This window comes from Xanthomarina maritima (genome assembly GCF_008084905.1).
GTDB lineage: Bacteria > Bacteroidota > Bacteroidia > Flavobacteriales > Flavobacteriaceae > Xanthomarina > Xanthomarina maritima.
In genome coordinates this window covers 43,976-70,011 of record NZ_VSFC01000023.1, presented here as the reverse complement: position 1 = coordinate 70,011, position 26,036 = coordinate 43,976, and the positions used below count along the sequence as shown (strand labels likewise).

Sequence of the window (26,036 nt, the reverse complement as noted above, 5' to 3'; positions counted from 1 at the left end):
ACACTAAACCCAACTATAATTTATGAGCGTACATATTGAAGCAAAAAAAGGAGACATAGCTGAAACTATATTACTCCCAGGAGATCCACTTCGTGCTAAATGGATAGCAGAAACTTTTTTAGAAAATCCAGTTTGCTTTAATAAAGTTAGAGGTATGCTTGGTTTTACTGGCACTTTTAACGGTAAACGTGTTTCAGTAATGGGAACTGGAATGGGTGTTCCAAGTATTTCTATTTATGCCCATGAATTAATTACAGAATATGGAGTAAAAAATTTAATCCGTGTTGGAAGTTCTGGCTCATATCAAAAACATATAAAAATTAGAGACATTGTTTTAGCTATGGCAGCATCGTCTAATTCTGGAGTAAACGAACTTCGTTTTGGAGGTGCAGATTATGCTCCTACAGCCGATTTTGGCCTTTTTCAACAAGCTGTAGAAGCTGCAAAAGCAAAAAACATCCCACTAAAAGCTGGTAATGTGTTTACTTCTGATGAGTTTTATGCAGACGATTTCGAGTCTTACAAAAAGTGGTCGAAATTTGGAGTTCTTTGTGTTGAAATGGAAACGGCTGGTTTATATACTATTGCAGCTAAACACAATGTCAATGCACTAACTATTTTAACTATTTCTGATTCTTTAGTAACTGGAGAACGCACTACAAGTAAAGAACGTGAAACTACCTTTAAAGATATGATAGATATAGCTTTAGAATTAGCATAATCCTAAAATTAATTTATACCCTTTATTTAGCTCTTGTATTGTCACATTTTGTAATTATCTTTGGCAGACATGCAAAAAACAATAAACATAAAAAACAAAAAGGCTAAATTTCAGTACGAGTTACTAGACACATATACTGCTGGAATTGTTTTAACTGGAACCGAAATAAAATCTATTAGAAATAGTAAAGCTTCTATTGCAGAGAGTTTTTGCGAATTTAATGATCAAGGCGAATTATTTGTGGTTAATATGACTATTGAAGAATATCTTTACGGCACTTATTACAACCACAAACCAAAAGCTACAAGAAAACTACTACTAAATAAGCGTGAACTTAAAAAGCTTGAAAAAGATGTAAGAAATACAGGACTTACTATTATTCCTCTCCGATTATTTATTAATGAAAAAGGCCTAGCAAAACTTGACATATCTCTAGCTCGAGGTAAAAAACTTTACGACAAAAGAGATACTATAAAAGACCGTGAAAATAAAGTTAGGTTAGATAGAGTTAAAAAAAGTTTTAATTAGAATTTAGATTCTTTTAACCTGCATTCTGGAACAAATACATTATTTTAGTTAAACTAAATACCAACTAAAATGAAAAAACTAAGCACTTCCCTATTTGTAATTTTATTTACTTTTACTTTAAATGCTCAAGAAAAAACTGATAAGTATGCACATCATGTAGAAACTTTAAACAGTACTTTAGAAACTCTTTATTCTGTAATTTCTGGAGAAAAAGGCGAAGAAAGAGATTGGGATTTATTCAAATATTTATTCAAGCCCGAAGCAAAACTAATTCCGTCTGGCAATAATCCAGAGGGTATTTATGTTGCTCGTTATATGACTCCTTCAGATTATGTTTCTTCATCTGGAAGTTATTTAGTCGAAAATGGTTTTTTTGAAAAAGAAATTCATAGAACAGTTAATACATTCGGAAATATAACACAAGTTTTTAGCACCTATGAATCCTTCCATAGCGAAACTGAAACTGAACCATTTATGCGAGGCATCAATAGTATTCAATTATTAAATGATGGAGAAAGATGGTGGATTATAAATATTTATTGGACTCAAGAGTCTCCTGAAAATCCTATTCCTTCAGAATATTTACCAATAGATTAATTTTTATCTTCTAATAAAGGTACAAATCTAAATTCACCAAACTCGTGCTTTTCAAAATCTTTTAATCCTTTTCTTATATACAAGGTCATAATCTGAATATCATCACCAACAGGAATTACCAATCTTCCACCTATAGTTAATTGACTTAATAAAGGTTTAGGCACAAAAGGCGCTCCAGCAGTTACGATAATACCGTTAAAAGGCGCTTCTTCTTTTAAACCTATATAACCATCTCCAAAAATAAGTTTCTTAGCTCTATAACCTAATTTAGGTAAAAATTTACTGGTTTTTTTATAGAGTTCTCGTTGTCTTTCAATACTATATACTACTGCACCAAGCTCACACAAAACTGCTGTTTGATAACCACTTCCTGTACCTATTTCTAGAATTTTATCACCAGGTTTTACTTGTAATAATTCCGTTTGAAATGCTACAGTATAAGGTTGAGAAATAGTTTGATCTGCTGCAATAGGAAATGCTTTATCTTGATAAGCATGGTCTAAAAAACCAGAATCCATAAATAAATGTCTAGGAATATGGCCTATGGCTTCTAAAACTTTTTCGTCTTTAATGCCTTTATTTTTAATAATTTCAACAAGTTGTTGTCTTAAGCCTTTATGTTTAAAAGTGTCTTTCAAGGGTAGATTTCTTTTTCATGGCTAAAATAATTCAATAAGCAACAAGTTCAAAGTTTAATGTTTTAAATGTTTCCATTTTTTTGAGATTTAGTTTTTTGGAATTTGGGAATTGAAATTCGTAATTTCTAAAAGTAAAATCTTATTTTTGTTGAAAACGTAAACACATGCTAAAAGCTGGAGTTCTAGGTGCTGGACATCTTGGAAAAATTCATTTAAGGTTGCTTAATCAATCTGAAAAATACCAATTAGTTGGTTTTTATGATGCAGATGAAGCCAATGCTAAAAAAATTGAAGCTGAATTTGGCTATAAATACTTTAATTCTATCGATGCCTTAATTGATGCAGTAGATATGGTCGACATAGTAACACCTACTCTTTCGCATTACGATTGTGCCAAAAAAGCCATTGCCAAAGGCAAACATATCTTTATAGAAAAACCCATTACAAATACTGTTGAAGAAGCCGAACATATTAGAGAACTTCTGGCACAACACAACATTCGTGGACAAGTTGGTCATGTAGAAAGATTTAATCCTGCGTATTTAGCAGTAAAAGACCAAATTGTAAACCCTATGTTTATAGAAACACATCGTTTGGCAGAATTTAATCCTCGTGGAACAGATGTCCCTGTGGTTTTAGATTTAATGATTCACGACATAGACATCATCTTAAGTGTGGTAAAATCTAAAGTAAAGAATATATCTGCAAGTGGTGTTTCAGTTATTAGCGATACGCCAGATATTGCAAATGCTAGAATAGAATTTGAAAATGGATGTGTGGCAAATTTAACAGCCAGTAGAATTTCATTAAAGAACATGCGAAAATCCCGTTTCTTTCAAAAGGATGCTTATATTTCAGTAGATTTCTTGGAAAAAAAGTGTGAAGTAGTTAAAATGAAAGATGCGCCCAAAAACCCTGGGGATTTCGATATGATTTTACAAAATGCAGAAGGTATAAAAAAACAAATCTATTTTGATAATCCTGAAATAGCCAATAACAACGCTATATTAGATGAATTGAATTCTTTTGCTGAAGCCATAAATAACAATAGATCACCAATAGTAACACTTCATGATGGTACAGAAGCCTTAAGAGTAGCTACTATGATAATCAATCAATTTTAAAAATAAGATTTCCTTTTTCCTATTTTCTAATAGTCAGGTAAAAGATAAATAAAATAATAACAAACATTAACTAGATTCCTGTATTCGCAGGGATGAAAATAAATTTTCAATGAAAAACGTAGCAGTAATTGGAGCTGGAACCATGGGAAATGGTATTGCGCATACATTTGCACAAAGTGGATTTAAAGTACAACTTATAGATATTAGCGAAGCTTCATTAAAAAGAGGCATAGATACCATTTCTAAAAATTTAGATAGAATGGTTGCTAAAGAAAAAATTACAGATGCAGATAAAGCTGAAACTCTTGGCAACATTACAACATTTACAAGTATTCCTGAAGGTGTTGAATATGCAAGTTTGGTAGTAGAAGCAGCGACTGAAAACATCGATTTAAAACTTAAAATTTTTAAACAATTAGATGAGGCTTGCCCAGAAGACACCATTTTAGCTAGTAATACCTCTTCCATTTCTATTACACAAATTGCAGCTGTAACGTCTAGACCAAACATGGTTATTGGTATGCACTTTATGAATCCTGTACCAATTATGAAATTGGTAGAGATTATTCGTGGTTACAACACAAGCGACGAAGTTACAAACACCATTATGGAACTTTCAAAACAACTTGGAAAAATTCCAACTGAAGTTAATGATTATCCTGGTTTTGTGGCCAACAGAATTTTAATGCCAATGCTTAATGAAGCCATAGAAACACTTTACAATGGTGTAGCAGGAGTTGAAGAAATAGATACGGTTATGAAACTTGGTATGGCTCATCCAATGGGACCATTGCAACTAGCAGATTTTATAGGATTAGATATTTGTTTATCTATCTTAAATGTGATGTACGATGGTTTTAAAAACCCTAAATATGCACCTTGTCCATTATTGGTAAACATGGTTATGGCTGGAAAACTAGGCGTAAAATCTGGAGAAGGTTTTTATGATTATACTGAAAGTAAAAAAGCAGAGAAAATTGCGAAGCAGTTTTCTAAGTAATTAGGCATGTCTCTAATATCTTTTTACCAAACCCTTACCACTTAAAAAAATGGCTAAAATAATTCCTTTTAAAGCAGTTCGTCCTACTCGAGACAAAGTAAGTCTTGTTGCAGCACGTTCGTATCAAAGTTATACAAAGGAACAACTTGAAGCTAGGTTAAGAGACAATCCGTTTTCTTTTTTACAAATAGTAAATCCAGGTTATAGATTTGATAAAGACATTTCTGGAGAAGCTAGATACAACCTAGTTAGAAATAGATATTTAGAGTTTAAAGAAGATGGTATTTTTACTCAAGATTTAATACCTTGTTATTATATCTATAAAATTGTAGATAGAGAACAACAAGAGTTTAATGGTATTGTTGCAGCTGCTAGCGCAATAGATTATGAAACTGATGTTATTAAAAAACACGAAGACACCATTGCTTATCGTGAACTTATTTTTAAAGATTACTTAAAAACCGTTGGGTTTAATGCAGAACCTGTGCTTCTAACCTATCCAGATAATTCTGTTATAGATTCTATAATTAAAGAAACACAAAAAGAAAGAGCTGAATTTGAATTTACAACAACCTATAGAGACACTCATTATTTATGGAAGGTTAATGATAAAAAAACCCTTGAAATCATTCAAAAAGAATTCGAAAATATTCCTACTATTTACATAGCAGATGGACACCATAGATCTGCATCTTCTTATTTACTCTATAAAGATTTAAAAGATGCTAATCCAGATCATCAAGGTGAAGAAGATTACAACTTTTTTATGAGTTATCTAATTCCTGAATCCGATTTGCAAATTCATGCTTTTAACAGATTGGTTAAAGACTTGAACGGATTAACAAAAGAAGAGTTTTTAATTCAATTAGATACTTTTTACAGAATTGAAAATAGGGGAAAAATGCCTTATCAGCCATCTAAAAAACATCATTTTAGCATGTATCTTGATGGCGATTTCTATTCATTATATTTACGAAAAACCATTTACAACTTTAAAAACTCTTTAGATAGTTTAGACTCTCAAATTCTATATAAAACCATATTAAATCCTATTTTAGGTATTGAAGATTTAAGAAACGATCAAAGAATTACTTATATAAACGGAAAAAAGGATTTGGTCAATATAAAAAGCAGTGTCGATAGTGGCGAATCGAAAGTTGGTTTTGTAATGATACCTGTTTCTGTTCAAGAAATGAAGCAAATAGCAGACGATGGTTTAAAAATGCCTCCAAAAAGCACTTATATTGAACCAAAACTACGAAGTGGTGTTACTATTTATGAATTCTAATTCCTGCAAAAGCAGGAATCTCATCTTTATGAAACAGAAAATTTTATTTGTTCTCTTCTGCTTTCAGGTTATTTTTTGTTTTTCACAAAATGACAGAGATATCATGATTCATGATTCGATCTACCCTTCTATTTACAATTCTGAAAGTTATTTAAAAACAAAAACATTCATTCTAGAACTAGAAAAAAAATATGGTTACGAACCTGAATTAAAATATATTCTATTAGATAAAAGCTTTTCAAATGATGATTTAGATTTTTTTAAAAAAGAACTAAGCACACTTGTAAAAAATTATGGTTTCAATATTATTTATGAATCTGAAAGTAAATCGTATTATGATGCTATTACTGTAGGTGAATTATCTGAATGGTTTAAAAAAATGTATTTAGAAAATCATTTTATATGGATGGAAAATAACTTTTTAAAGCAAATAGATTTAAGAAAATTAAACGAACTTAAAAATCATGATCAATTAATTAATAATTATCGACTAACAATTGAAAAAACACTTGAATTAGATTCTATTCAAAAAAATCAAAGCTATGATATTTTGCATAGAGCTTTTTTTGAAAATCTCTCCACATTATATTCTATCACAAGGAAGTATGATTATTATCCAACAGCCAAATCTTTTGCCTTAATCCAAAATAGCTTTGGCGTTGTTGAATACCATAATTATCAAGCTAAACCAAATTTTGAAAAAACGTGGATTCTTTTTTATCCTTTTTATAAAGAAGCTTACTTAAAAAATGAAATTGATTATATTGAATTTAAAAATTATGACAATTGGAGTTTTATACATTATAAAAAAATAAAATTCGATCTTATAAATGTTGAAGAAATACCTTTACAATTTAATCCAGATTTGCTAAAAATTGCTCCAATAATAGATCCTATTTATAAAGATGAAATATGGAAAGAATTTGGATGGAAAAACAACAAACAGTAAAAAATGAGTATAAAACAAAACCTGAACAGTATAAAATCTTCCATCCCTGAACAAGTAACGCTTGTTGCTGTTTCTAAAACCAAACCTGTTAGCGACCTTATGGAAGCTTACCAAGCAGGACAACGCATTTTTGGAGAAAATAAAATTCAGGAAATGGTTGAGAAACAGGAACAAATGCCAAAAGATATTCAATGGCATATGATTGGTCATGTACAGAGAAATAAGGTGAAATACATGGCTTCTTTTGTAAGTTTAATTCATGGTGTTGAAAATTTTAAGACGCTTAAAGAAATAAACAAACAAGCTAAGAAACACAACAGAATTATTGACTGTTTACTTCAAATTAAAATAGCTTCAGAAGATTCTAAATTTGGAATGACAGCAAACGAAGCTTCAGAAATATTAACGTCTAGCGATTTTTCAGAATTAAAAAATATCCATGTGGTTGGCGTTATGGGAATGGCAACCTTTACAGATAATCAAGAACAAATAAAAAAAGAGTTTATACTATTAAAAACTACTTTTAATCAATTAAAACCTTTACATTCAAAATTAGAAATTATTTCCATGGGGATGAGTGGCGATTATCTATTAGCTATTGCATGTGGTAGTAACATGATTCGTGTTGGAAGTAGTATCTTTGGGGAACGAAATTATAATTAGTAAAAAGTAGTCTTTTTAGCCTACGTCTTACAACACACAAAAAAAACATACCATTTACGCAATAGTCGACATAGAAACCACAGGTGGTAAGTATAATGAAGAAGGAATTACCGAAATAGCCATTTATAAGTTTGATGGTCATCAAGTAGTCGATCAATTTATAAGTTTAGTTAATCCAGAAAGAGAGATTCAACCTTTTGTTGTTAATCTTACAGGTATTAACAGCAACATGCTTAAAAATGCTCCAAAATTCTATGAAGTTGCCAAACGTATTATTGAAATTACCGAAGATTGTGTAATCGTTGCTCATAATGCCGAATTTGACTACAGAATTTTACGGACTGAATTTAAACGCTTAGGCTTTCCATATAAACGTAAAACCTTATGTACCGTTTCGCTTTCTAAAACACTTATTCCAGACCAAAACTCTTATAGTTTAGGAAAACTTGCTAGAGCTTTAGGGATTCCTGTTAGTGACAGACACAGAGCCAATGGTGACGCTATTGCTACTGTGAAGCTATTTAAAATGCTTCTTGCTAAAGACATCAAAAAAGTAATAGTTCAAGATGCTATTGTTGTAGAACCTACCTTTAAAATGGAACCTAGTTTAAAGCAAATTTTAAACAGTCTTCCTAATATTACTGGAGTCTATTATATTCATAATGAAAAAGGAGAAATTATCTACATAGGAAAAAGTAAAAACATTAAAAATAGACTCAGTCAACATTTTACAAGTACAAATTCAAAATCTAAAAAAATTCAATTGCAAACTGCTGCAGTAACTTATGAAGCTACTGGAAATGAATTGGTAGCTTTATTAAAAGAAAGCGAGGAAATAAAACGCAACAAACCTATTTTTAACAGAGCTCTTAGAAGAAATATATTTACTCATGCTTTATATAGTTTTCAAGATGAAAATGGGTATATCAATTTAAAAATTGATAAAGCAGATGGCAAAAAAATTGTTATTACTACATTTAGCACTAGAAATAGTGCGAAACAATTTTTATTTAAAGCTGTCAAAGAATTTAATTTATGTCAAAAACTTTCTGGCTTGTATCCTACAAAGGGTAGTTGTTTTAATTATAATTTAAAACAATGTGAAGGCGCTTGTATTAAAGAAGAAAAACCAATATACTATAATAGTCGTGTTACTAAACTTATAGAAAAAAATAGCTATAAAAATGTCAATATGGCTATAGTTGATAGAGGTCGAGATATAGATGAGCGAAGTGTGATACTAATTAAAAATGGAGTTTTTGCTGGTTTTGGATATGCAGACTTAAACTATCAAATTACAAACCGAAAAGTACTTGAGTCCATTATTACTCCTATGGAAAATAATAGGGATACCCAACATATAATCCAAAGTTATTTAAGACGAAATAAAAATCTTAAAATAATCCCAATAAATAATTTATGAAAACATTTTTCCTAGCCTACTTACTTACAATATCATTTTGTTTTCAAGCTCAATCTGGTTTTAATTCTAATGATTATACAGTAACTCTTAACGATTTAGAAACGAATATTTATGAAAAAGATTCAACAGCAAATGCTTTAGTAATTTATGAATATGGAAAAAGCTATATAGACGATCGTAATTTTAAGCTAGTTTCAGATATTAAAAGAAAACTAAAAATTATTAACAGTAAAGGCTTTAATAAAGCAACTGTATCTGTTTATTTATATAACGACGGGAAATCAAAAGAAAAACTAAGAAACGTAATAGCAACCACCTATAATTTAAAAGGAAATACTGTTGTTCATACAAAATTACGAGACGATGAAATTTATGAAGAAAAATATAATGAAAATTATACTATTGCAAAATTTACACTTCCAAATGTTAAAGAAGGTTCTGTTCTAACTTATAGTTATACTACAGAAACTCCTTATGTTTTTAACTATAAAGAATGGGAGTTTCAAGATGATATTCCTAAAATATTTAGTGAATACAATACAAGTATTCCAGCAAATTATGAATATCATATAAAATTAGTTGGCTTTCTAAAATTAAAAGTAAACGAAAGTGTTATTGAGAATTATTGTTTAACTGTAAATGGTGGTGGACATGCAGATTGCACAATCTCTAAATATGTCATGGAAGACATTCCTGCATATAAAGAAGAAAGCTACATGACTACCAAAGACAACTATTTATCAAAAATTGAATACGAATTAAATACAATTAAAAAATTTGATGGTAGAATAGATAAGATTAGTAAAACCTGGAAAGATGTAGACAAAGAATTAAGATCAGACAGTAGATTTGGTAGACAATTAAATGTGAATGTTTCAAATGAATCTTTCTCTTCAGAACCTAATTTATTAAAAAGAGCTGAAAATATTTATTCGTATGTACAAGAAGAATACACTTGGAATGAAACTTTTAATATATTTGGTGATACTTCTGTAAGAGATTTAATGAAAAACAAGTCTGGGAATGTAACAGAAATAAACATGCTTCTTCACAATATCTTAGAAGCAAACGGAATCGATGTTTTACCAGTATTACTATCCACTAGAGAAAATGGTTTTGCTACACAATTGTTTCCAGTAATATCAGAGTTTAATTATCTTATTGTTCAAGCAACCATTTACAATAAAACTTATTTACTAGACGCTACAGACGATTATGTGTCTTTTGGAGAATTACCTTTTAGATGTTTAAACCAATATGGAAGACTTTTAGATCTTAAAAAAGGAAGTTCTTGGATAGATATTACTCCTAATAACCTGTCAACAATTCAATATAAAGTCGATTTAAGCCTTGAAGAAAATGACATATTAGTTGGTAAAATTAATACAACTGCAACTGGTTATCATGCTTTACCTTTAAAAAAAGAGTATTATGAAAATAATACAGCATATGTTAATAAATATAAAGAGAAATACCATTCAATAAGTTTTATAGATCATAAAGTAACTAGTAAAGATAAAGCTAGTTATGAATTTTTAGAAGAATTTGATATTGAATACGCAACTGAAGATATAAGTGGAAATCTTTATATCAATCCGTTCTTATTTAAATTAATGGAAGAAAATCCATTAAAATTACAAGAAAGGACATATCCAATTGATTTTGGTTTTAAAGATGCTTATCTGTACACTTTAAAAATTGATTTAAAAGACAAATATGAAGTTTTAGAAACACCCAAAGAAATGAATATTAGTTTACCAAATAATAAAGGATTATTAATATTTAGCACAAAAATTGTAGAAGGTTCTATTCTATTATATTTTAAGTTTAATTTTAAGGAAACCATATATAACCCAGATTATTACGAGAGTTTAAAACTATTTATGGGAACTATTGTAGACATTCAAAAAAACTCATTAATAGTATTAAAGCGTAAATAACAATTCTTTTATTACTTTTGAATACATGGACAACAACTCTAATAAGACCTGGAAAGATAAACTTCATGAAATAATTTATGAAGCAGACACTCCAGCTGGGAAATTATTTGATCTGATATTACTAGTAGCCATACTAGCTAGTATTGTATTGGTTATGCTAGAAAGTGTAAAAAGTATAGATGTTAGATTTCATAATTTTTTAAACATTTCTGAATGGGTAATAACCATCCTTTTTACTATTGAATATATTGCCAGAATTATTTCTGTAAAAAAACCATTAAAATATATAACAAGTTTTTACGGTATTATTGATTTATTATCAACTATACCTAAATATTTATCCATAATTTTTGCAGGAACTCATGCTTTAGTAGCCTTAAGAGCTTTACGTTTATTAAGAATCTTTAGAATTTTAAAATTAGCAAGATTTTTAGGAGCTTCAAACAACTTAGTAAATGCTTTAAAAGCCAGTAGAGCAAAAATTTCGGTGTTTTTGTTTGCTGTTGTTATTGTAGCAATAATACTTGGAACTATAATGTATCTGGTTGAAGGTGAAGAAAACGGATTTACCAATATTCCAAAAAGTGTCTATTGGTGTATTGTAACTTTAACTACAGTAGGTTTTGGAGATATTGCACCTCAAACACCTTTAGGGCAATTTATAGCTGCTTTAGTTATGATTTTAGGTTATGGCATTATTGCTGTTCCAACTGGAATAGTTTCTGCTGAATATACAGCTCAAAATAAGCCTAAAGAAGAACCAAAAAAGGATACTGTTCATGTTAACACCCAATGTTGTGCTAATTGTTTAAACGAAAAGCATCAGGATGGAGCCGAATTTTGCTTTAAATGTGGATGTAATTTGCATCATGACTAAAACACTTATAAGTATAGTAGGGCCTACCGCTATAGGTAAAACATCACTTAGTATTAAACTTGCCAATTATTTTAATACGGAAATTATTTCTGCAGATTCTAGACAGTTTTATAAAGAAATGTCTATTGGTACAGCAGCTCCTACACCAACAGAGTTAGCCTCTGCGAAGCATCATTTTATTCACCATAAATCTATAGAAAACGATTATAATGTTGGTGCTTTCGAAAAAGATGCTATAAATCTTTTAGAACAACTTTTTAAATTACACGACACAGTTATCATGGTTGGTGGTTCAGGTTTATATGTAGATGCTGTTGTAAATGGTTTAGATTTTTTTCCAGAAATTGATGCTAGTATTAGAGAGGGTTTAAACAAAGAATTAGAAACCGAAGGACTAGCTATTCTTCAAAATAAATTAAAAACCTTAGACCTTGAATCATTCAATACAATTGCTATAGACAACCCTCAACGTGTTATTCGAGCTTTAGAAGTTTGTATAGGATCTGGAAAGCCTTATTCATCTTTTTTAAATAAAGAGAAAGGAAAACGACCGTTTAAAACTATAACTATTGGCTTAACAACAGATAGAGAAATAATTTATGATAGAATTAACCATCGTGTTGATTTTATGATTGATGAAGGATTGATAAATGAAGTTAAAAACCTTACAAATAAAAAGCATTTAAACGCATTAAATACAGTTGGTTATAAAGAATTATTTAATTATCTTGAAGGTGAATGGTCTTTGAGTTTTGCTGTTTCAGAAATCAAAAAAAATTCTAGACGTTTTGCAAAAAGGCAACTAACTTGGTTTAGAAAAAAAGAAGACATTAAGTGGTTTGACTTTAAAAGTAATTTACAAGACATTATTAATTACATCCAATATAAAACAAATGAAATATGAGAACAGTAAAAATACTTTTTCTTATTTGTTTCATGGTAAATGCTCACCTTTATTCTCAAAATGAAACAACCCTAAAAGCTATAGACAATCAAGTATGGATGCCATTTACTAAGGCTTTTGAAACTTTCGATTATAGTTTATTTGCTAGTATTCATAGTATAGAATTAATAAGAATTAATGCTGACAACAAACGAATTCAAGATAAAATATCTTATATAACTGGTTATAAAGAACGATGGAAAACAAAAGAAATGAGCCAAACCATTTCATTTCGTTTTTTTGAACGATTTAATAATGAGCATTCAGCATCTGAAAGAGGCATTTACAAATTAACCATATATCCAGACACAGATAAAGAACAAAGCTATTATGGACAATTTCATGTCATTTTAAAAAATGAAAATGGAAATTGGAAAATATTAGTTGATTATGATTCCAGCGAAAAAAACACAGTAGATTCTACTTTATATTATATAGCTTTCCCAATAGATGATTACTCTAAATATTAAATAAAAAAGCCAGCATTTAGCTGGCTTTTTTATTTAATATTATTGCGTTTAAGCGCTTTGGTTTACTACTAACCTAAACCCTTCTCCATGAATGTTTAAAATTTCAACATTTTCATCAAGTTTTAAATACTTTCTTAATTTAGCAATGTAAACATCCATACTTCTAGAAGTAAAATAATTATCGTCTCTCCAAATTTTAGTTAATGCTAATTCTCTTGGCATTAAATCGTTTTCATGTAAAGCCAATAAACGTAATAATTCGTTTTCTTTAGGAGATAATTTTACTTGATCTCCACCATTAAAAGTTAAAAAACGAAGTTTAGAGTTTAAGTGGAAACTTCCAATTTTAAACTCAAATTGCTTGCTGTCCGCAACAGTTTCTGTAGCTTTACGTTGCATGATAGCTTTAATTTTCATTAATAAAACTTCGCTATCAAATGGTTTGTTTAAATAATCGTCTGCTCCTACTTTATAGCCTTTAAGAACATCTTCTTTCATTGCTTTTGCAGTTAAGAATACAATAGGTACGTCTGTATTTTTCTCTCTTATTTCTTTAGCTAATGTAAAACCATCTTTATATGGCATCATAACATCAAGTATGCATAAATCGAAATCGTCTTTTTTAAATTTCTCAAAGCCTTCCATACCATTTTTAGCATGTGTAACTTGATAATCATTCATCATTAAATAATCTTTAAGAATGGTTCCAAAATTTGGATCATCTTCAACTAATAATATTTTCTTTTGTTGTTCACTCATAGCTTTTACGATATTAACGGAAGTTTTATAATAAATGTACTTCCTTTGTCCTTTTCACTTTCTACTGATATATGACCTTGATGGTCTTCTACAATTCGTTTAACATAAGCTAAACCCAATCCATGACCTTTTACATCATGCCTATCTCCTGTGTGTTCTCTATAAAATTTTTCAAAAACACGTTTTTGAGCAGCTTTACTCATGCCACTTCCTTGGTCTGTTATTTTTAATAAGATATTTGTTCCAACATTTTCTGTTGATATATCTATTATTGGTGCTCTAGATTCTGGCGTATATTTTATAGCATTATCTAGAATATTTACTAAAACATTTGTAAAATGTGTTTCGTTTGCTAAAACAGAAGATGTGTCTGCTAATAAATCAACATTAATTTCACCTTCTCTGTCTTCAACTATTAGTTGCACATGTGTTATTGCGTCTTCAATTAAGTCGTGTAAAATAACACGTTCCTTACTAATGTTTAGTTCGTTTCTTTCTAGTTTAGATATTCTTAATACATTTTCAACTTGAGCATGCATACGTTTGTTTTCATCTTTAATCATTTTTAAGTAACGTAAGACGCGTTCTTTATCTTCTATAACAGCTGGATTTCTAATAGCATCTAAAGCTAAATTTATAGTAGCAATAGGTGTTTTAAATTCATGAGTCATATTATTAATAAAGTCTGTTTTAATTTCAGATATTTTTCGTTGTCTTAAAAGCTGCATTAAAGCGCTAGCATAAGCAATAATGATTATTGATGTAAAAATGATTGAAAGCAGTGTCATTTTAATTATAGAAGACTGAACAAATGTGTTCCTCTTTGGAAAATTAACTAAAAGTCTATAATTATTACTTAAATCATTTTCATTTTGAAAGATTGGCACACTAAAAGTTGCTTCATTTTCAAGTTCGAAATCTTCACTTTGAACTTTCGTTGCTAAATCGTTGCTATAAATTGCAAATTGATAATCTATATTTATATTATCTTCAGTTAATTTACTTTTAAGCAAGTTGTTAATTTCTTCTTTGGTTATACGCTTATGAATTGGCATTCTGTATGATAAATCTTCATATGCCGTATCGTAAAATATTTCAACTCCTTTGGATAGTTTACCAAATTCAAACATCATAGCATCTAAATTCAAATTTGAATTAGATTCTAAGGCATTTCCTTTCAAAATTTTAGTTTCTCTGTCGCTTAATACTTTTCTAATATTAATACTATCTAAACCTATGTCAAAGATCGACGAAGACAATTTGTAATTCTCTTCTAAAATACTATTTCTATATATAAGCTTTTCGTTAGAATCGCTATTGTCTTCTTTAAAATAAAACTCCCTAAATGCTGTTGTATCTGGTGTTACACCTTGATTTATCAGTGGTTGAAGTTTAATTACATATTCTTTAAATTCTCTGTCTTCAATTTCTTTTGATGTATAACTTAACGCTTTTTTTACATTAAAAGTAAACTGTTCATCTTCATTTTTTAAAGAGTTATTTATATAATACGCTTGAACGAAAATGATACCAATTAAAGACAAACTCATTAACAGTATCAGTATGATGAATAACTTTTTGCTCATCGTTCAAAATTAACATTTTAACATTTAGATTTCTTATCATTTAACCTTACATTAACAAAAATGTTAAAATTTAGGATTTATTGTGTGAAGTTAACGATTTTATTGTGAGTTAGTTGCACTTGATGAATGGTTTCACCTAAGTCTTTATTTATTATTACAAAATCTGATTTTTCTATTTTTTTATTATCATTCCACTGATTTTCCATAATAGCTTGAATCTTTTCTAAACTGGTTTCATCTCGTTTAAGAAGTCTTTCAATTCTTAATTGCTTAGGAGCAGTAACTGTTATTATATAATCGCAATTTTTATAAGCGTCATTTTCAAACAGAATTGCCGATTCTTTTAGGACATAAGGTGCTTTTTGTTTCTCTACCCATTTTTTAAAATGTGTAGCTACTATTGGATGAATAATAGCATTCATTTTTTCTAAATCTGAGGTATTATTAAAAATTTTATCGGCTAAATAAGGTCTATTCAGTTTATTATTAATGTAAGCTTGTTCTCCAAACAATTGAATTAATTTTCGTTTAATAATTTTAGACCTATTCATAAGCTTTTTTGCTTCATCATCTGCAATATATACAGGTATGCCCAAAGCCATAAATTGTTTCGCGACAGTAGTTTTACCACTACCAATACCTCCAGTTAGTCCTACTATTATCATTCTATAATTATAAATTCTATTTGTTCTTGAGAAAGTTTTACATTTCTAGCTTCTTTAGGCTGCTTTACTATTTGTGGTTTTAAAAATTCAGATGTGCTATCAATGTTATTATAATCGCAAGTTATAACAAAATCGTTAGCCTTAATTTGATTGTAATTAGATAAACTTGTATAGTAAGTTACATAAAGTTTTTTTGGAAAATACTTAATTTTAAGACTATCTGGAATATTTATTACTGTTACTGGAATTTTTAAATGACCTTCTGTAAACTTATCAACTTCAGCCTTAATTTTGATGTGATCCTCTGAAAAATTTAGGTTTTTATTTTTATTAGTTGGAAGGTTTAACGAAATAGATTTATCAATATTTGTTTTAATATCATTTAATATAAAAATATCTGTCTCAATATAATTCAACTCAGAAACTAATATTTTTGGACCAATAATTTTAATGGAGTCTGGCTCTAATCTTATAGAGTCTAATAGGTCGAATCCAAGACTAAAAGATAATTTAGAATTTAATTTAATAGGTACTTTTTTAATTGCATTAATATCATATCTAAATTTTAAAGTATCTGGAATAATGCTTACTATTTCAATGTCCTTATTAAATTGTGTATTTAAATCTGAAAATCCTTGATAGGTATTCCAAATATAAAAATCTTTAGATACTTCTATATTCTGGCTAAAATCAATATTAATTTTTGGTTTTTCGAAATAATATTTAAGCAAATTAAAGCCACTAGTTCTTAGTGTAACTTTTAATGTTTGAGAGCTATCATTTAAAACTAAATAACGTTCTGGAACATTTGTTTTATTAATATTAAAAACTATAGTATTGGTATATATTGTTGAGAGTTTTAGAACCACTAGCACTATAAAAGACAAAATTAAAAACAATAGAAAAACATTAATTTTCTTGTTTTTAATAGAAGCTACTATTTTAGATTTTAGTTTTCTAAACATATATTTTTAAAAAAACAGTTCAGAGAAATATTCTTTTGGGTCTTTATTTAATATTTGCAATGCTACTGTAGATTTATAAAATCCTATTCCATATCCTACAAATTGAATGTTAATTGCTAATAAAGATAATAAAGCTATATAAACACTTTTTGTTTTTAAAAGTGCATCTATAAATACAACAAAATAATAAAATAAATAAGTATAAAGAAGCCAATCTAACTGAATAGAAATATAAAGGACAACCGAAATAATTAAACCTACTACAAATAATGTAGGGAACCAATAGGTTACTTTTTGGGTTTCTGGATGCCACAAATTTAAAATAGGTCTTACCATACCAAACTTTCCAACTTGTTTATAGAATTTAGACCAAGAAATTCTTCGTTTATGAAACACAAAAGCTGCAGGAATTAACCTTGTATTATATCCTAATTTCCATAATCTTATTGTAAGATCAGGATCTTCACCTGGATGTATTTTCCCAAAGCCATCTGTTTTTATAAATGCTTCTTTAGAAAGTCCCATATTAAAACTTCTTGGTTGAAACTTATCGACACTATTTTTATGACCTCTAATACCTCCTGTAGAGAAAAAAGATGTCATAGCATAATTAATGGCTTTTTGTACGTTTGAAAATGAATCATGAGCAGCATCTGGACCACCAAAACAATGTACAAAATCTTCTTCCAAACTTTTTTGAACTTCATCTAAATATTGAGGTGGTAAAATACAATCTGAATCTAAAATAATGAAATAATTGCCTTTAGCATGTTTCATACCATAATTTCGTGAATCTCCAGGTCCTGAATTTTCCTTAAAAAAATACGAAATATCTAGTAGATCTTTATATTTATTAACTATGTTTAAAGCCGTCTCACTAGATCCATCTTCGATAATAACTATTTCATAATTAATTACTTTTTGTAGTTTGGAAAAACTCAATAATAGTTCATCTATTTCGTTAGGACGATTATAAACTGGAATAATAAATGAAAAGCTAATTTGCATAAAACAAATGTAAGATAAACCTATAAAATATTATCTTTCAAAAATGAGTATCTTTATAATAAAACATGATTATGAGTTCAAAAAATATTTTTATTCATATACCAAAAACTGGAGGCACAACAATTAATTGTGTTATGAATAAAACACAATGGCAAACCAAGCCAGACTTTAACTATAGACATATAATATATGAAACAAAGAGATCTAATACAAAAGATATCTTTAATCCTATTAATTATGATAAGTATTTAGAATATAACTTGTTTATGCTTTTAAGAAATCCAATAGATAGAATTATTTCTGAATATTATTTTATTAAAGACAGAACAGAATTTATATCATTAATTAAACCTGTTCCAAGAAATTTAAAAGAATATATAATAAATAATCAAACTCAAAATTATATGGTAGGGTTTCTTGTTGGCAAAAGAATGTATGATGAGGAATTAGTAACTGAAGATGATTTAGATTTAGTTATTAACACTATTAAAAATTTAGATATTAATGTTGGTATTTTTGAAGAATATTCTAAATCATTACTCTATTTCAGTACTGTTACTAGAATGATATTACCTAAAGAGATTGAAGTAAAAAGAATAACTCTTAATAGACCAAAAGTTGAAAATATCCCAAATGAGATAAAAGAACTTATAGAAAAAAATAACGTTTTAGATTTTAAACTTTATAATTATTGTTTAAAAAAATTTAATCTTAAAACTCAAGATTTAAATAATACTAAAACTTTAAATTTTATTGGAGATAAATATAATTATGTTTTAAAATATACTGAACGGTTTAACTTATTAGAAATTGGATTAAAAGACAAAAGATTTATAAATAATAATCAACAATTTTTTAATGAATTAAATAACTATTTGCATCATACTTTAAAATTAAAAAGTGGTAAAAATTATGTGCAACTTTGGAATGATTGTTTTATTAATACGTTTAAAATAACTTTTCCAAATTCGACTATATCATCTTTATTAGGAAATTTAAATGTAAATGAAGAGCCTTTATATATAACTGAAGAAATTTGTTCAATTTTAAATAAATCTCTAATAGGTAAAACTAATTCAACATATAAAAAATCACTTTCCTTTAATAAGGATTTTATCAATTTTGAAAAACTAAATAAAAATAAAGGAGTTATTTCAAAATTAAAATCAATGCTATTTGATTAGTAAAATAAAAATCAAAAAAGCCACTCTGTAGAGTGGCTTTTTAATATTTAATAAGCGGTAGATTAATTCTTAATCACTTTAATTGTTTTAGTTGTATTTTCAATTGTTACTTGTACAAAATACGTTCCAGATTGTAAAGAGGACATATCAATATCACTATTTACAGTATTAGGAGCCACTCGAATTACTTCTTGTCCTAACATATTATACACAGCTACATTTTGAATATCTTTATGAGCATTAAGAACTAAACTGTTTTTTACAGGGTTTGGGTAGTAAGTAAAAGCTAATTCATTTTCAAACTCAACAGTAGATAAAGCAGATGTTGTAGCAACAATTTCAAAATCACCTTCAATTCTTTGATTACCCATTCTAGCAGCAACACCATCACTCCATACTCTAATATAATAGGTTCCATCTGCTACATTAGTAAGCGCTATGGAACCTCCTGTAGGGGAATCAGCTCCAGCACAGCCTAATGAGCTAGTGTCTAAGAAATCACATTCCGTAGGATAGATAGCTAAACCTGCTTCAGTAGATGTAGATCCTCCAGGAATTGAAGTAGTTACAGTTAAATTTTGTGGTCCTCCTGTTAAAGTTACAGAATACCAAACATCTGCATGAAAATCAAATGGATCACACGTTGTATCATCAGTAGTTCCTGTACTTTGATCTGTTGCTCCAGCTGTTGTACCAAGTGTTGAATCACCAATCACTAAAGCCTGAGAAGCATCACAATTATCATTAGCTGGTGCAGGAATTGATACATCACAAGTAGCTGTTAATGTAAATGTGCCTTCAGCTGAACTATATCCTTCAACCATAATATAATAAGTAGACGAACCATCATTTGTAAATGTCACTTCAGATTGTGTTTCGCAAGCATCATCATTTGATGCAAGTTGAGTTGTAGCCGGACAATTTGTATACACACGAATAAACGTATCATATCCAGAACCACAAAGACTTAATGTAACATCTTCTAAAACGGGATTAGAATACATATACCACAAATCTGCAGAAGCGTTTCCTCCTGAATTTGTAACACTAGCAATACTAGTATCTCCAGATACTGGAGTACCACACATTATTGGAAGTGCTCCTGAACATAAATCATTTGCTGGTGGTGGTGGCGCAGATTCTGTAGTGAATGACCAAATTGGACATCCTGTAGCTGCTGTGTTTCCATTTAATGGTACAATTTGCCAATAAAGTAAGGTTTCATACCCATTAATTGTTAATGCAGCACTTTCAGTTGTAAAATTGCCTATTAAACCAAACTCAAGAGCTGGTGTTGCCCCTGCATATAAATCATAAGATGTTGGTGTTGGTCCTGTAGCTGGAGCTACCCAGTTAAATGTAACATTTCCTACTGGTACATCTATAGCTGTATCTGCAGGATTTGGATTCGTTGCACAGTCTGGTTCAGGTAATGGGGCTAAACAGACTACTGTTATTGTACCTGTTGTAATATTATTATTCACATCTCCAGAACCCACTTCGGTTCCTATATTATTTAGAACTCGATAGGATATCTCACCAGGATAATCACCATCAGCTCCAAACATTGTAGTAACATCATCACCATCTACTACACTAAAACTAAGAGTACCTTGAGTACCAGCATCTAAAGTTACGTCGTCTAGCACTACAATACCATTAACTAATACGTCCATAGTACCATCATTCCAACCATCACCCCATGAATCATTCATTTCTAAAGTATAATCACATTGTGCGTTAGCTTGAAAGCTAAATGCAAATGCAATAAAAGCAAAACATAATAAAGTAATTTTTTTCATATTTAATTGATTTAATTATTGTTAAAGTCTAAAAATATTGATAATAATCAGTTAATAAAACGTTAATATAAACAAATCGACAAAATGCAATTTTAAACGATTAAATACGCAATCAACTAAAGATGAGATTCATGCAAAAAAAGCGAAACATGAATATGTTTCGCTTTAGAAATAACTTATAAATAATTTTATTTATTCGACTCCTTTTATAAAAGCCTCCATAACTTCATTACTTACTCCTACATTACTAAAACCACCATCATGGAATAGGTTTTGTAGTGTCACCATTTTTGTTAAATCGCTAAACATAGCCACTGTATAATTTGCACAATCTAAAGCAGTAGCATTTCCTAAAGGCGACATTTTATCTGCATAAGCAATAAACCCATCAAACCCTTTTACACCAGAACCTGCTGTTGTAGGCGTTGGAGATTGTGAAATGGTATTTACTCGAACCTTTTTATCTTTTCCGAAAAAATATCCAAAACTTCGTGCTATACTTTCTAAATAGGCTTTATTATCAGCCATATCATTATAATCTGGAAAAACACGTTGCGCTGCCATATAAGTAAGAGCAACTATACTTCCCCATGTATTCATTGCATCTTTTTTGTATAAGGTTTGCATGACTTTATGAAAAGACATAGCAGAAATATCGGTTCCTTTTTGTGTCCAATCGTAATTTTGACTAGTGTATGCATTCCCTTTTCTTACATTTATAGACATACCAATTGAATGCAGTACAAAATCTATTTTGCCACCTAAAATTTCCATAGATTTTTCAACTAAATTTTCTAAATCTTCCAGAGAAGTTGCATCAGCTGGAATAATTTGTGACCCAGTTTTTTCAGCTAAAGCATTTATTTCACCCATTCTTAATGCAACAGGTGCATTTGTTAAAACAAATGTTCCACCTTCTTCATGAACACGAAGCGCAGTTTTCCAAGCAATTGAGTTTTCATCTAGGGCTCCAAAAATGATTCCTTTTTTTCCTTTCAATAAGTTGTATGACATATTTTAGATTTTTAGTTGTAGTTAATAAACTTAAACTTAATTTATTATTAGTTTAAAACAAAGATAGTATTAATTCAATAATTGTTTAGCATGAGCTAAGGCTGAATTTGATATTTCTATGCCTCCAAGCATTTGTGCTATCTCAACTAATCGCTCATCGTGATTTAATTTTTTAAGATTTGTTACTGTTAAATTATTTATATCTTCTTTATAAACTTTAAAATGTGTGTTTCCTTTTGCTGCAATTTGAGGTATATGAGTAATAGCAAATACCTGCATATCATGACTCATTTGCAACATGATTTGTCCCATTTTGTTTGAAATCTCTCCTGAAACTCCCGAGTCTATTTCGTCAAACATAATGGTTGGTAATTGTTTATACTTAGAAAGTATAGATTTTATAGCCAGCATAATTCTTGATAATTCTCCTCCAGAAGCTGCCTTTTTAAGTTCGTTAAACTGACCTCCTTTATTTGCTGAAAACATAAAAGAAAGATTGTCTTTCCCGTTAGCATAAAACATATCAGAAAAAGATAAATCTATTTTAAATTTAGCATTTGGCATCCCTAAACCAATTAATATTCCTTCTAATTGTTTTATTAATATAGGAATAGCTTGAATCCTGTTTTTATGAATGGTTTCTGATGTTCTATTAATCTCTAATTCTATAGCTTTTAAAGCATTCTGTTTTATCTGTATGTTTTGGTCTAGATTATCCGTTTCAGAAACTTTTAATGCAAGTTCACCCTTTATTTGAATTAACTCTGTAACACTGGTAACTAAATGCTTTTTAAACAAATTATTTAAGTTTTGTAACTTTGTATTAACCTGCTCTAGTCTTTCTGGATCTGCATCTAAATTTTCCTGAAACGTTTCAATTTCAGAAAAGACATCGTCTAATTCAATAAAACTGCTTTCAATTCTATTAAACATATTTTCGTATTTATTAGAATAGTTGCTTATTTTTTTAAAGTTATTTTTTAAATTGGTCAAAATAGATAGCAATCCAATTTCTTCTTCATTAAACATTTTATTAGAAAGCGATAAAGATTCTCTAATTTCTTCTATATTGTTTAAAGTTTCGTATTCTTCTTCAAGAGATTCTAATTCACCCTCAAGAAGATTAGCTTCATTTAGTTCATTTAATAAAAAAGTATGATAATCGTATTCTTTAATTGCTTCTGCTTTAAAATTCAATAACTTTTCTAAATCTTTCTGAATCGATTTATAAGCTTTAAGTTGTTGTGTATAGTCTATTAATAAGCTGTTGTTTTTTGCTAAAGCATCTATAATTTCAAACTGAAATGAATCATCAACTAACTGAAGCGTTTCGTGTTGCGAATGTATATCTATTAGTTGTTCTCCTAAAATATGAAGACTATTTAAATTAACTGGTGAATCGTTTACAAAAGCTCTAGATTTACCTGTTGGTAAAATTTCTCTACGTATAATTGTTTGAGGCTCATAATCTAAATCGTTTGTTTCAAAAAAACTCTTTAGATTGTAATTGGTTACATCAAAAACAGCTTCAATAATACATTTTTTAGAGGTATCTTTTATGCTTGCTAAATCTGCTCTTTTTCCTAAGATTAATGATAAACCACCAAGTAAGATGGATTTTCCTGCTCCAGTTTCACCAGTAATAATAGAAAACCCTTGATTAAAGTTAACTTGCAGGTTATCTATTAACGCATAATTTTTTATGGAAAGAGATGTTATCAATCTAGTATCACGAATTTAGTTAAAGGTAAATAATATTAAGAAAAGTAATATTAAATCTTCAAATTTATTGAGAATAAATTAGTACTTAATATTTCTCCATTGATTAGAATACATTGGAGCTACATTATTAAGAGCAGAAATTAAATCTGTTATCTCTACGTTTGGACCTCCACTAAAAATATCTTGTATTTCGTCTGCTTTTGCATCGAAGAAAGTTCTTAGAATATAAGAGTTAGGTCTTACTCGATTCATTTTCTCTAAACTTATGATAGCGTCAGCTATATTAGATTTGGCTTTTTTTTGATCAGTAGACATTAAGTCTAAACCATTTCTATGATATTCGTACATAACTGTTCTGTAGTCTTCAAAAGTTGGAGACAACATGTTATCTATTAAAGTAAATCTGTTTTGATTACCATCGCTTAATTTCCACCCACTAGCACTTTCACCTTGTGAATAATTTAAGATTATTTGCGCTTGTTCAAAATATTTTTGTCCTCCATTAGGTGAAAAGGTGTCGGCATCAACGCCTAAAACCATATATACGTGAAAAGCTAATACTGATATTAAATTAGATTCAAATTGATTAGGATTATATATCATATTTTGATATTCTAAATACCTGAATGCAAAGTCTTTATCGTTTATGTTATGAACAGGAGTTGTATAAGAAGATTCATAAACTGGTCTTGATGATTGTATTTGTATTGTTCCGTTAAAAGCATCACTTGCATATTCAGTGATATTTATATAAATAGAACATTCTATACGTTCTTGAGTTGTAAACTCTCTGTTAGTCCATTTAGTATTATTTACAAACTCTCTAACTTGATTTTCTAATGTTTTAAATATAGGTAAATTAGGGTTACCTGTTTGATTTGCATTAATTACAACATTACAATTTAGTTCTTGTGCGTAAGTTGAAACACTAAAGCACAACATTAAAAATAAAAGAATTCTACTCATCTAATTGTTTTATAATTTCTCTTAAAAGGTCCTCAGCAACTTCTGCTTTAGATTTTAATTGATATTCTGTAACTTTATTAAAACTATCAATAATGGTCACTTTATTAGTTTCCGTTTTAAAACCAGCACCTTTATCTTTTAACGAATTTAATACAATTAAATTTAAATTCTTCTTTTTTAATTTTGCTTTTGCATTTTCAAGTTCATTTTCTGTTTCGAGTGCAAAACCTACTAAAATTTGATTTGTTTTAATTTCTCCTAATGAATCTAAAATATCTTTCGTCTTTTCCAGTTCTAATTTTAACGTACTATCGTTCTTTTTTATTTTTTGATTGGCAATATTTTTTGGCTTATAATCTGCAACTGCTGCAGCTAAAATAGCTATATCAACAGTTTTAAAGTATTTATGTGCTTCTAAATACATGTCTTCTGCTGAAATAACTGCAATAACATTTACTAAATTATGATTTAAAACTTGATGAGTTGGACCTGTAATTAAAATTACCTCAGCACCAAGATTTGCTGCAGATTTAGCTATCTCGAAACCCATTTTGCCACTAGAATGATTTCCAATAAAGCGAACTGGATCTATGGCTTCGTAGGTTGGTCCTGCTGTTATAAGTACTTTTTTTCCACGAAGTGGTAATTTATTTAGAATATCGTTTTCAATAAAAGCAAGAATATCTTCTGGTTCTGCCATGCGTCCTTCGCCAACTAAACCACTGGCTAATTCACCACTAGCAGCTGGAATAATAATGTTCCCAAAAGATTTTAAGCTTTTAAAAGATTGTAATGTTGTTGGATGCTTATACATATCCAAATCCATTGCTGGAGCAAAATATACAGGACATTTGGCAGATAAATAAGTTGCTAGAAGCAAATTATCACATACACCATTTGCCATTTTAGATAAGGTATTTGCAGTTGCTGGAGCGATTATAAATATGTCTGCCCATAAGCCTAGTTCTACATGGTTATTCCAAAGATCTTCATCTGCATCGTCAACGAAAGTAGAATAAACAGGATTTTTAGAAAGTGTAGATAAAGTTAAAGGAGTAACAAAATCTTTTGCTGAAGGAGTAATAACAACTTTCACATTGGCTCCGGCTTTTACAAAAAGCCGAACCAATGAAGCAGTTTTATAAGCAGCTATACCAGCACTAATGCCTAAAAGTATGTTTTTGCCGCTTAATATTGACATATA

The 26,036-nt window shown here is 29.2% G+C and carries 25 protein-coding genes; 14 read left to right on the top strand and 11 right to left on the bottom strand.

Annotated elements, in window-relative coordinates:
* Window positions 1-22 precede the first annotated feature (22 nt).
* The 3 genes from deoD (at window position 23) to FVF61_RS05105 (ending at window position 1,846) form a co-directional block, all read left to right on the top strand.
* Complete coding sequence (gene deoD, locus FVF61_RS05115; protein WP_148454041.1) at window positions 23-721, top strand: purine-nucleoside phosphorylase; 699 nt, start codon at window positions 23-25, stop codon at window positions 719-721.
* Between the two features lie 69 nt (window positions 722-790).
* The gene (gene smpB / locus FVF61_RS05110) at window positions 791-1,249 is read left to right on the top strand and encodes an SsrA-binding protein SmpB (RefSeq protein WP_148454039.1); all 459 of its coding nucleotides are present in this window, start codon (window positions 791-793) and stop codon (window positions 1,247-1,249) included.
* Between the two features lie 69 nt (window positions 1,250-1,318).
* The gene (locus FVF61_RS05105) at window positions 1,319-1,846 is read left to right on the top strand and encodes a hypothetical protein (RefSeq protein WP_148454038.1); all 528 of its coding nucleotides are present in this window, start codon (window positions 1,319-1,321) and stop codon (window positions 1,844-1,846) included.
* Here the strand turns inward: FVF61_RS05105 and FVF61_RS05100 are convergent.
* Window positions 1,843-2,484: a protein-L-isoaspartate(D-aspartate) O-methyltransferase gene (locus FVF61_RS05100; RefSeq protein WP_148454036.1), complete on the bottom strand. Its 642-nt coding sequence runs from the start codon at window positions 2,482-2,484 to the stop codon at window positions 1,843-1,845. The two genes, FVF61_RS05105 and FVF61_RS05100, sit on opposite strands and share 4 nt — an antisense overlap.
* A gap of 164 nt (window positions 2,485-2,648) precedes the next feature.
* On the opposite strand from FVF61_RS05100, the gene FVF61_RS05095 reads away from it, so the two are divergent.
* From FVF61_RS05095 to FVF61_RS05050, 10 genes are all read left to right on the top strand, one after another.
* The gene (locus FVF61_RS05095) at window positions 2,649-3,608 is read left to right on the top strand and encodes a Gfo/Idh/MocA family protein (RefSeq protein WP_148454034.1); all 960 of its coding nucleotides are present in this window, start codon (window positions 2,649-2,651) and stop codon (window positions 3,606-3,608) included.
* Between the two features lie 109 nt (window positions 3,609-3,717).
* Window positions 3,718-4,608 carry a 3-hydroxyacyl-CoA dehydrogenase family protein gene (locus FVF61_RS05090; protein WP_148454032.1) on the top strand — a complete coding sequence of 297 codons (891 nt, stop codon included), beginning with the start codon at window positions 3,718-3,720 and terminating at the stop codon, window positions 4,606-4,608.
* Between the two features lie 49 nt (window positions 4,609-4,657).
* Window positions 4,658-5,896 (top strand): DUF1015 domain-containing protein, encoded by a 1,239-nt coding sequence (locus FVF61_RS05085; RefSeq protein WP_148454030.1) that lies wholly within the window; start codon window positions 4,658-4,660, stop codon window positions 5,894-5,896.
* A gap of 103 nt (window positions 5,897-5,999) precedes the next feature.
* Window positions 6,000-6,845 (top strand): hypothetical protein, encoded by an 846-nt coding sequence (locus FVF61_RS05080; protein ID WP_148454028.1) that lies wholly within the window; start codon window positions 6,000-6,002, stop codon window positions 6,843-6,845.
* 3 nt (window positions 6,846-6,848) lie between these two features.
* Window positions 6,849-7,508, top strand: a complete 660-nt coding sequence (locus tag FVF61_RS05075; RefSeq protein WP_148454026.1) for a YggS family pyridoxal phosphate-dependent enzyme — start codon at window positions 6,849-6,851, stop codon at window positions 7,506-7,508.
* 52 nt (window positions 7,509-7,560) lie between these two features.
* Window positions 7,561-8,931 (top strand): exonuclease domain-containing protein, encoded by a 1,371-nt coding sequence (locus tag FVF61_RS05070; RefSeq protein ID WP_148454025.1) that lies wholly within the window; start codon window positions 7,561-7,563, stop codon window positions 8,929-8,931.
* Window positions 8,928-10,871 carry a DUF3857 domain-containing protein gene (locus FVF61_RS05065; protein ID WP_148454023.1) on the top strand — a complete coding sequence of 648 codons (1,944 nt, stop codon included), beginning with the start codon at window positions 8,928-8,930 and terminating at the stop codon, window positions 10,869-10,871. The genes FVF61_RS05070 and FVF61_RS05065 overlap by 4 nt, the downstream gene beginning before the upstream one ends.
* A 25-nt stretch (window positions 10,872-10,896) precedes the next feature.
* Complete coding sequence (locus FVF61_RS05060) at window positions 10,897-11,748, top strand: ion transporter (protein ID WP_148454021.1); 852 nt, start codon at window positions 10,897-10,899, stop codon at window positions 11,746-11,748.
* Window positions 11,741-12,652 (top strand): tRNA (adenosine(37)-N6)-dimethylallyltransferase MiaA, encoded by a 912-nt coding sequence (gene miaA, locus FVF61_RS05055; RefSeq protein ID WP_148454019.1) that lies wholly within the window; start codon window positions 11,741-11,743, stop codon window positions 12,650-12,652. Before FVF61_RS05060 ends, miaA begins: the two co-directional genes overlap by 8 nt.
* Window positions 12,649-13,161 (top strand): DUF4440 domain-containing protein, encoded by a 513-nt coding sequence (locus tag FVF61_RS05050; RefSeq protein ID WP_148454017.1) that lies wholly within the window; start codon window positions 12,649-12,651, stop codon window positions 13,159-13,161. The genes miaA and FVF61_RS05050 overlap by 4 nt, the downstream gene beginning before the upstream one ends.
* A 48-nt stretch (window positions 13,162-13,209) precedes the next feature.
* Here FVF61_RS05050 and FVF61_RS05045 read toward each other — a convergent pair whose 3' ends face one another.
* The 5 genes from FVF61_RS05045 to FVF61_RS05025 all read right to left on the bottom strand — a co-directional run bounded on the left by FVF61_RS05045 (window position 13,210) and on the right by FVF61_RS05025 (window position 18,144).
* Window positions 13,210-13,920 carry a response regulator transcription factor gene (locus FVF61_RS05045; RefSeq protein ID WP_148454015.1) on the bottom strand — a complete coding sequence of 237 codons (711 nt, stop codon included), beginning with the start codon at window positions 13,918-13,920 and terminating at the stop codon, window positions 13,210-13,212.
* Window positions 13,921-13,925: 5 nt separating this feature from the next.
* The gene (locus FVF61_RS05040) at window positions 13,926-15,506 is read right to left on the bottom strand and encodes a sensor histidine kinase (RefSeq protein WP_199757272.1); all 1,581 of its coding nucleotides are present in this window, start codon (window positions 15,504-15,506) and stop codon (window positions 13,926-13,928) included.
* Between the two features lie 77 nt (window positions 15,507-15,583).
* A complete protein-coding gene (coaE, locus tag FVF61_RS05035) occupies window positions 15,584-16,171 on the bottom strand; it encodes a dephospho-CoA kinase (protein ID WP_148454011.1) in 588 nt (195 codons plus the stop codon).
* Entirely contained in the window at window positions 16,168-17,136 is a 969-nt protein-coding gene (locus FVF61_RS05030) for a YbbR-like domain-containing protein (RefSeq protein WP_233586700.1), read from the bottom strand. The genes coaE and FVF61_RS05030 overlap by 4 nt, the downstream gene beginning before the upstream one ends.
* A gap of 6 nt (window positions 17,137-17,142) precedes the next feature.
* Complete coding sequence (locus FVF61_RS05025; RefSeq protein ID WP_148454010.1) at window positions 17,143-18,144, bottom strand: glycosyltransferase; 1,002 nt, start codon at window positions 18,142-18,144, stop codon at window positions 17,143-17,145.
* A gap of 71 nt (window positions 18,145-18,215) precedes the next feature.
* Between FVF61_RS05025 and FVF61_RS05020 the strand changes: the two genes are divergently transcribed.
* A complete protein-coding gene (locus FVF61_RS05020) occupies window positions 18,216-19,328 on the top strand; it encodes a sulfotransferase family 2 domain-containing protein (RefSeq protein ID WP_158635179.1) in 1,113 nt (370 codons plus the stop codon).
* 62 nt (window positions 19,329-19,390) lie between these two features.
* Here the strand turns inward: FVF61_RS05020 and FVF61_RS05015 are convergent, their stop codons facing one another.
* The 5 genes from FVF61_RS05015 to coaBC form a co-directional block, all read right to left on the bottom strand.
* On the bottom strand, window positions 19,391-21,130 hold the full coding sequence (locus tag FVF61_RS05015) for a T9SS type A sorting domain-containing protein (RefSeq protein ID WP_148454006.1): 1,740 nt from the start codon (window positions 21,128-21,130) through the stop codon (window positions 19,391-19,393).
* A 192-nt stretch (window positions 21,131-21,322) separates the two neighbouring features.
* Window positions 21,323-22,144 (bottom strand): enoyl-ACP reductase FabI, encoded by an 822-nt coding sequence (locus FVF61_RS05010; protein WP_148454004.1) that lies wholly within the window; start codon window positions 22,142-22,144, stop codon window positions 21,323-21,325.
* 69 nt (window positions 22,145-22,213) lie between these two features.
* Window positions 22,214-23,866 (bottom strand): DNA repair protein RecN, encoded by a 1,653-nt coding sequence (recN, locus tag FVF61_RS05005; protein ID WP_148454002.1) that lies wholly within the window; start codon window positions 23,864-23,866, stop codon window positions 22,214-22,216.
* Window positions 23,867-23,944: 78 nt separating this feature from the next.
* The gene (gene porD / locus FVF61_RS05000; RefSeq protein ID WP_148454000.1) at window positions 23,945-24,832 is read right to left on the bottom strand and encodes a type IX secretion system protein PorD; all 888 of its coding nucleotides are present in this window, start codon (window positions 24,830-24,832) and stop codon (window positions 23,945-23,947) included.
* Window positions 24,825-26,033, bottom strand: coding sequence for a bifunctional phosphopantothenoylcysteine decarboxylase/phosphopantothenate--cysteine ligase CoaBC (gene coaBC, locus FVF61_RS04995; RefSeq protein ID WP_148453999.1), 1,209 nt, complete (start codon window positions 26,031-26,033; stop codon window positions 24,825-24,827). Before coaBC ends, porD begins: the two co-directional genes overlap by 8 nt.
* Between the last annotated feature and the right edge of the window lie 3 nt (window positions 26,034-26,036).

What these genes read in the sequence shown, in the direction of transcription:
- deoD (WP_148454041.1), top strand. Translation starts at nt 23, where the DNA reads ATGAGCGTACATATTGAAGCAAAAAAAGGAGACATAGCTGAAACTATA.
- smpB (WP_148454039.1), top strand. Translation starts at nt 791, where the DNA reads ATGCAAAAAACAATAAACATAAAAAACAAAAAGGCTAAATTTCAGTAC.
- FVF61_RS05105 (WP_148454038.1), top strand. Translation starts at nt 1,319, where the DNA reads ATGAAAAAACTAAGCACTTCCCTATTTGTAATTTTATTTACTTTTACT.
- FVF61_RS05095 (WP_148454034.1), top strand. Translation starts at nt 2,649, where the DNA reads ATGCTAAAAGCTGGAGTTCTAGGTGCTGGACATCTTGGAAAAATTCAT.
- FVF61_RS05090 (WP_148454032.1), top strand. Translation starts at nt 3,718, where the DNA reads ATGAAAAACGTAGCAGTAATTGGAGCTGGAACCATGGGAAATGGTATT.
- FVF61_RS05085 (WP_148454030.1), top strand. Translation starts at nt 4,658, where the DNA reads ATGGCTAAAATAATTCCTTTTAAAGCAGTTCGTCCTACTCGAGACAAA.
- FVF61_RS05080 (WP_148454028.1), top strand. Translation starts at nt 6,000, where the DNA reads ATGATTCATGATTCGATCTACCCTTCTATTTACAATTCTGAAAGTTAT.
- FVF61_RS05075 (WP_148454026.1), top strand. Translation starts at nt 6,849, where the DNA reads ATGAGTATAAAACAAAACCTGAACAGTATAAAATCTTCCATCCCTGAA.
- FVF61_RS05065 (WP_148454023.1), top strand. Translation starts at nt 8,928, where the DNA reads ATGAAAACATTTTTCCTAGCCTACTTACTTACAATATCATTTTGTTTT.
- FVF61_RS05060 (WP_148454021.1), top strand. Translation starts at nt 10,897, where the DNA reads ATGGACAACAACTCTAATAAGACCTGGAAAGATAAACTTCATGAAATA.
- miaA (WP_148454019.1), top strand. Translation starts at nt 11,741, where the DNA reads ATGACTAAAACACTTATAAGTATAGTAGGGCCTACCGCTATAGGTAAA.
- FVF61_RS05050 (WP_148454017.1), top strand. Translation starts at nt 12,649, where the DNA reads ATGAGAACAGTAAAAATACTTTTTCTTATTTGTTTCATGGTAAATGCT.
- FVF61_RS05045 (WP_148454015.1), bottom strand. Translation starts at nt 13,920, where the DNA reads ATGAGTGAACAACAAAAGAAAATATTATTAGTTGAAGATGATCCAAAT.
- FVF61_RS05040 (WP_199757272.1), bottom strand. Translation starts at nt 15,506, where the DNA reads ATGAGCAAAAAGTTATTCATCATACTGATACTGTTAATGAGTTTGTCT.
- coaE (WP_148454011.1), bottom strand. Translation starts at nt 16,171, where the DNA reads ATGATAATAGTAGGACTAACTGGAGGTATTGGTAGTGGTAAAACTACT.
- FVF61_RS05030 (WP_233586700.1), bottom strand. Translation starts at nt 17,136, where the DNA reads ATGTTTAGAAAACTAAAATCTAAAATAGTAGCTTCTATTAAAAACAAG.
- FVF61_RS05025 (WP_148454010.1), bottom strand. Translation starts at nt 18,144, where the DNA reads ATGCAAATTAGCTTTTCATTTATTATTCCAGTTTATAATCGTCCTAAC.
- FVF61_RS05020 (WP_158635179.1), top strand. Translation starts at nt 18,216, where the DNA reads ATGAGTTCAAAAAATATTTTTATTCATATACCAAAAACTGGAGGCACA.
- FVF61_RS05015 (WP_148454006.1), bottom strand. Translation starts at nt 21,130, where the DNA reads ATGAAAAAAATTACTTTATTATGTTTTGCTTTTATTGCATTTGCATTT.
- FVF61_RS05010 (WP_148454004.1), bottom strand. Translation starts at nt 22,144, where the DNA reads ATGTCATACAACTTATTGAAAGGAAAAAAAGGAATCATTTTTGGAGCC.
- porD (WP_148454000.1), bottom strand. Translation starts at nt 24,832, where the DNA reads ATGAGTAGAATTCTTTTATTTTTAATGTTGTGCTTTAGTGTTTCAACT.
- coaBC (WP_148453999.1), bottom strand. Translation starts at nt 26,033, where the DNA reads ATGTCAATATTAAGCGGCAAAAACATACTTTTAGGCATTAGTGCTGGT.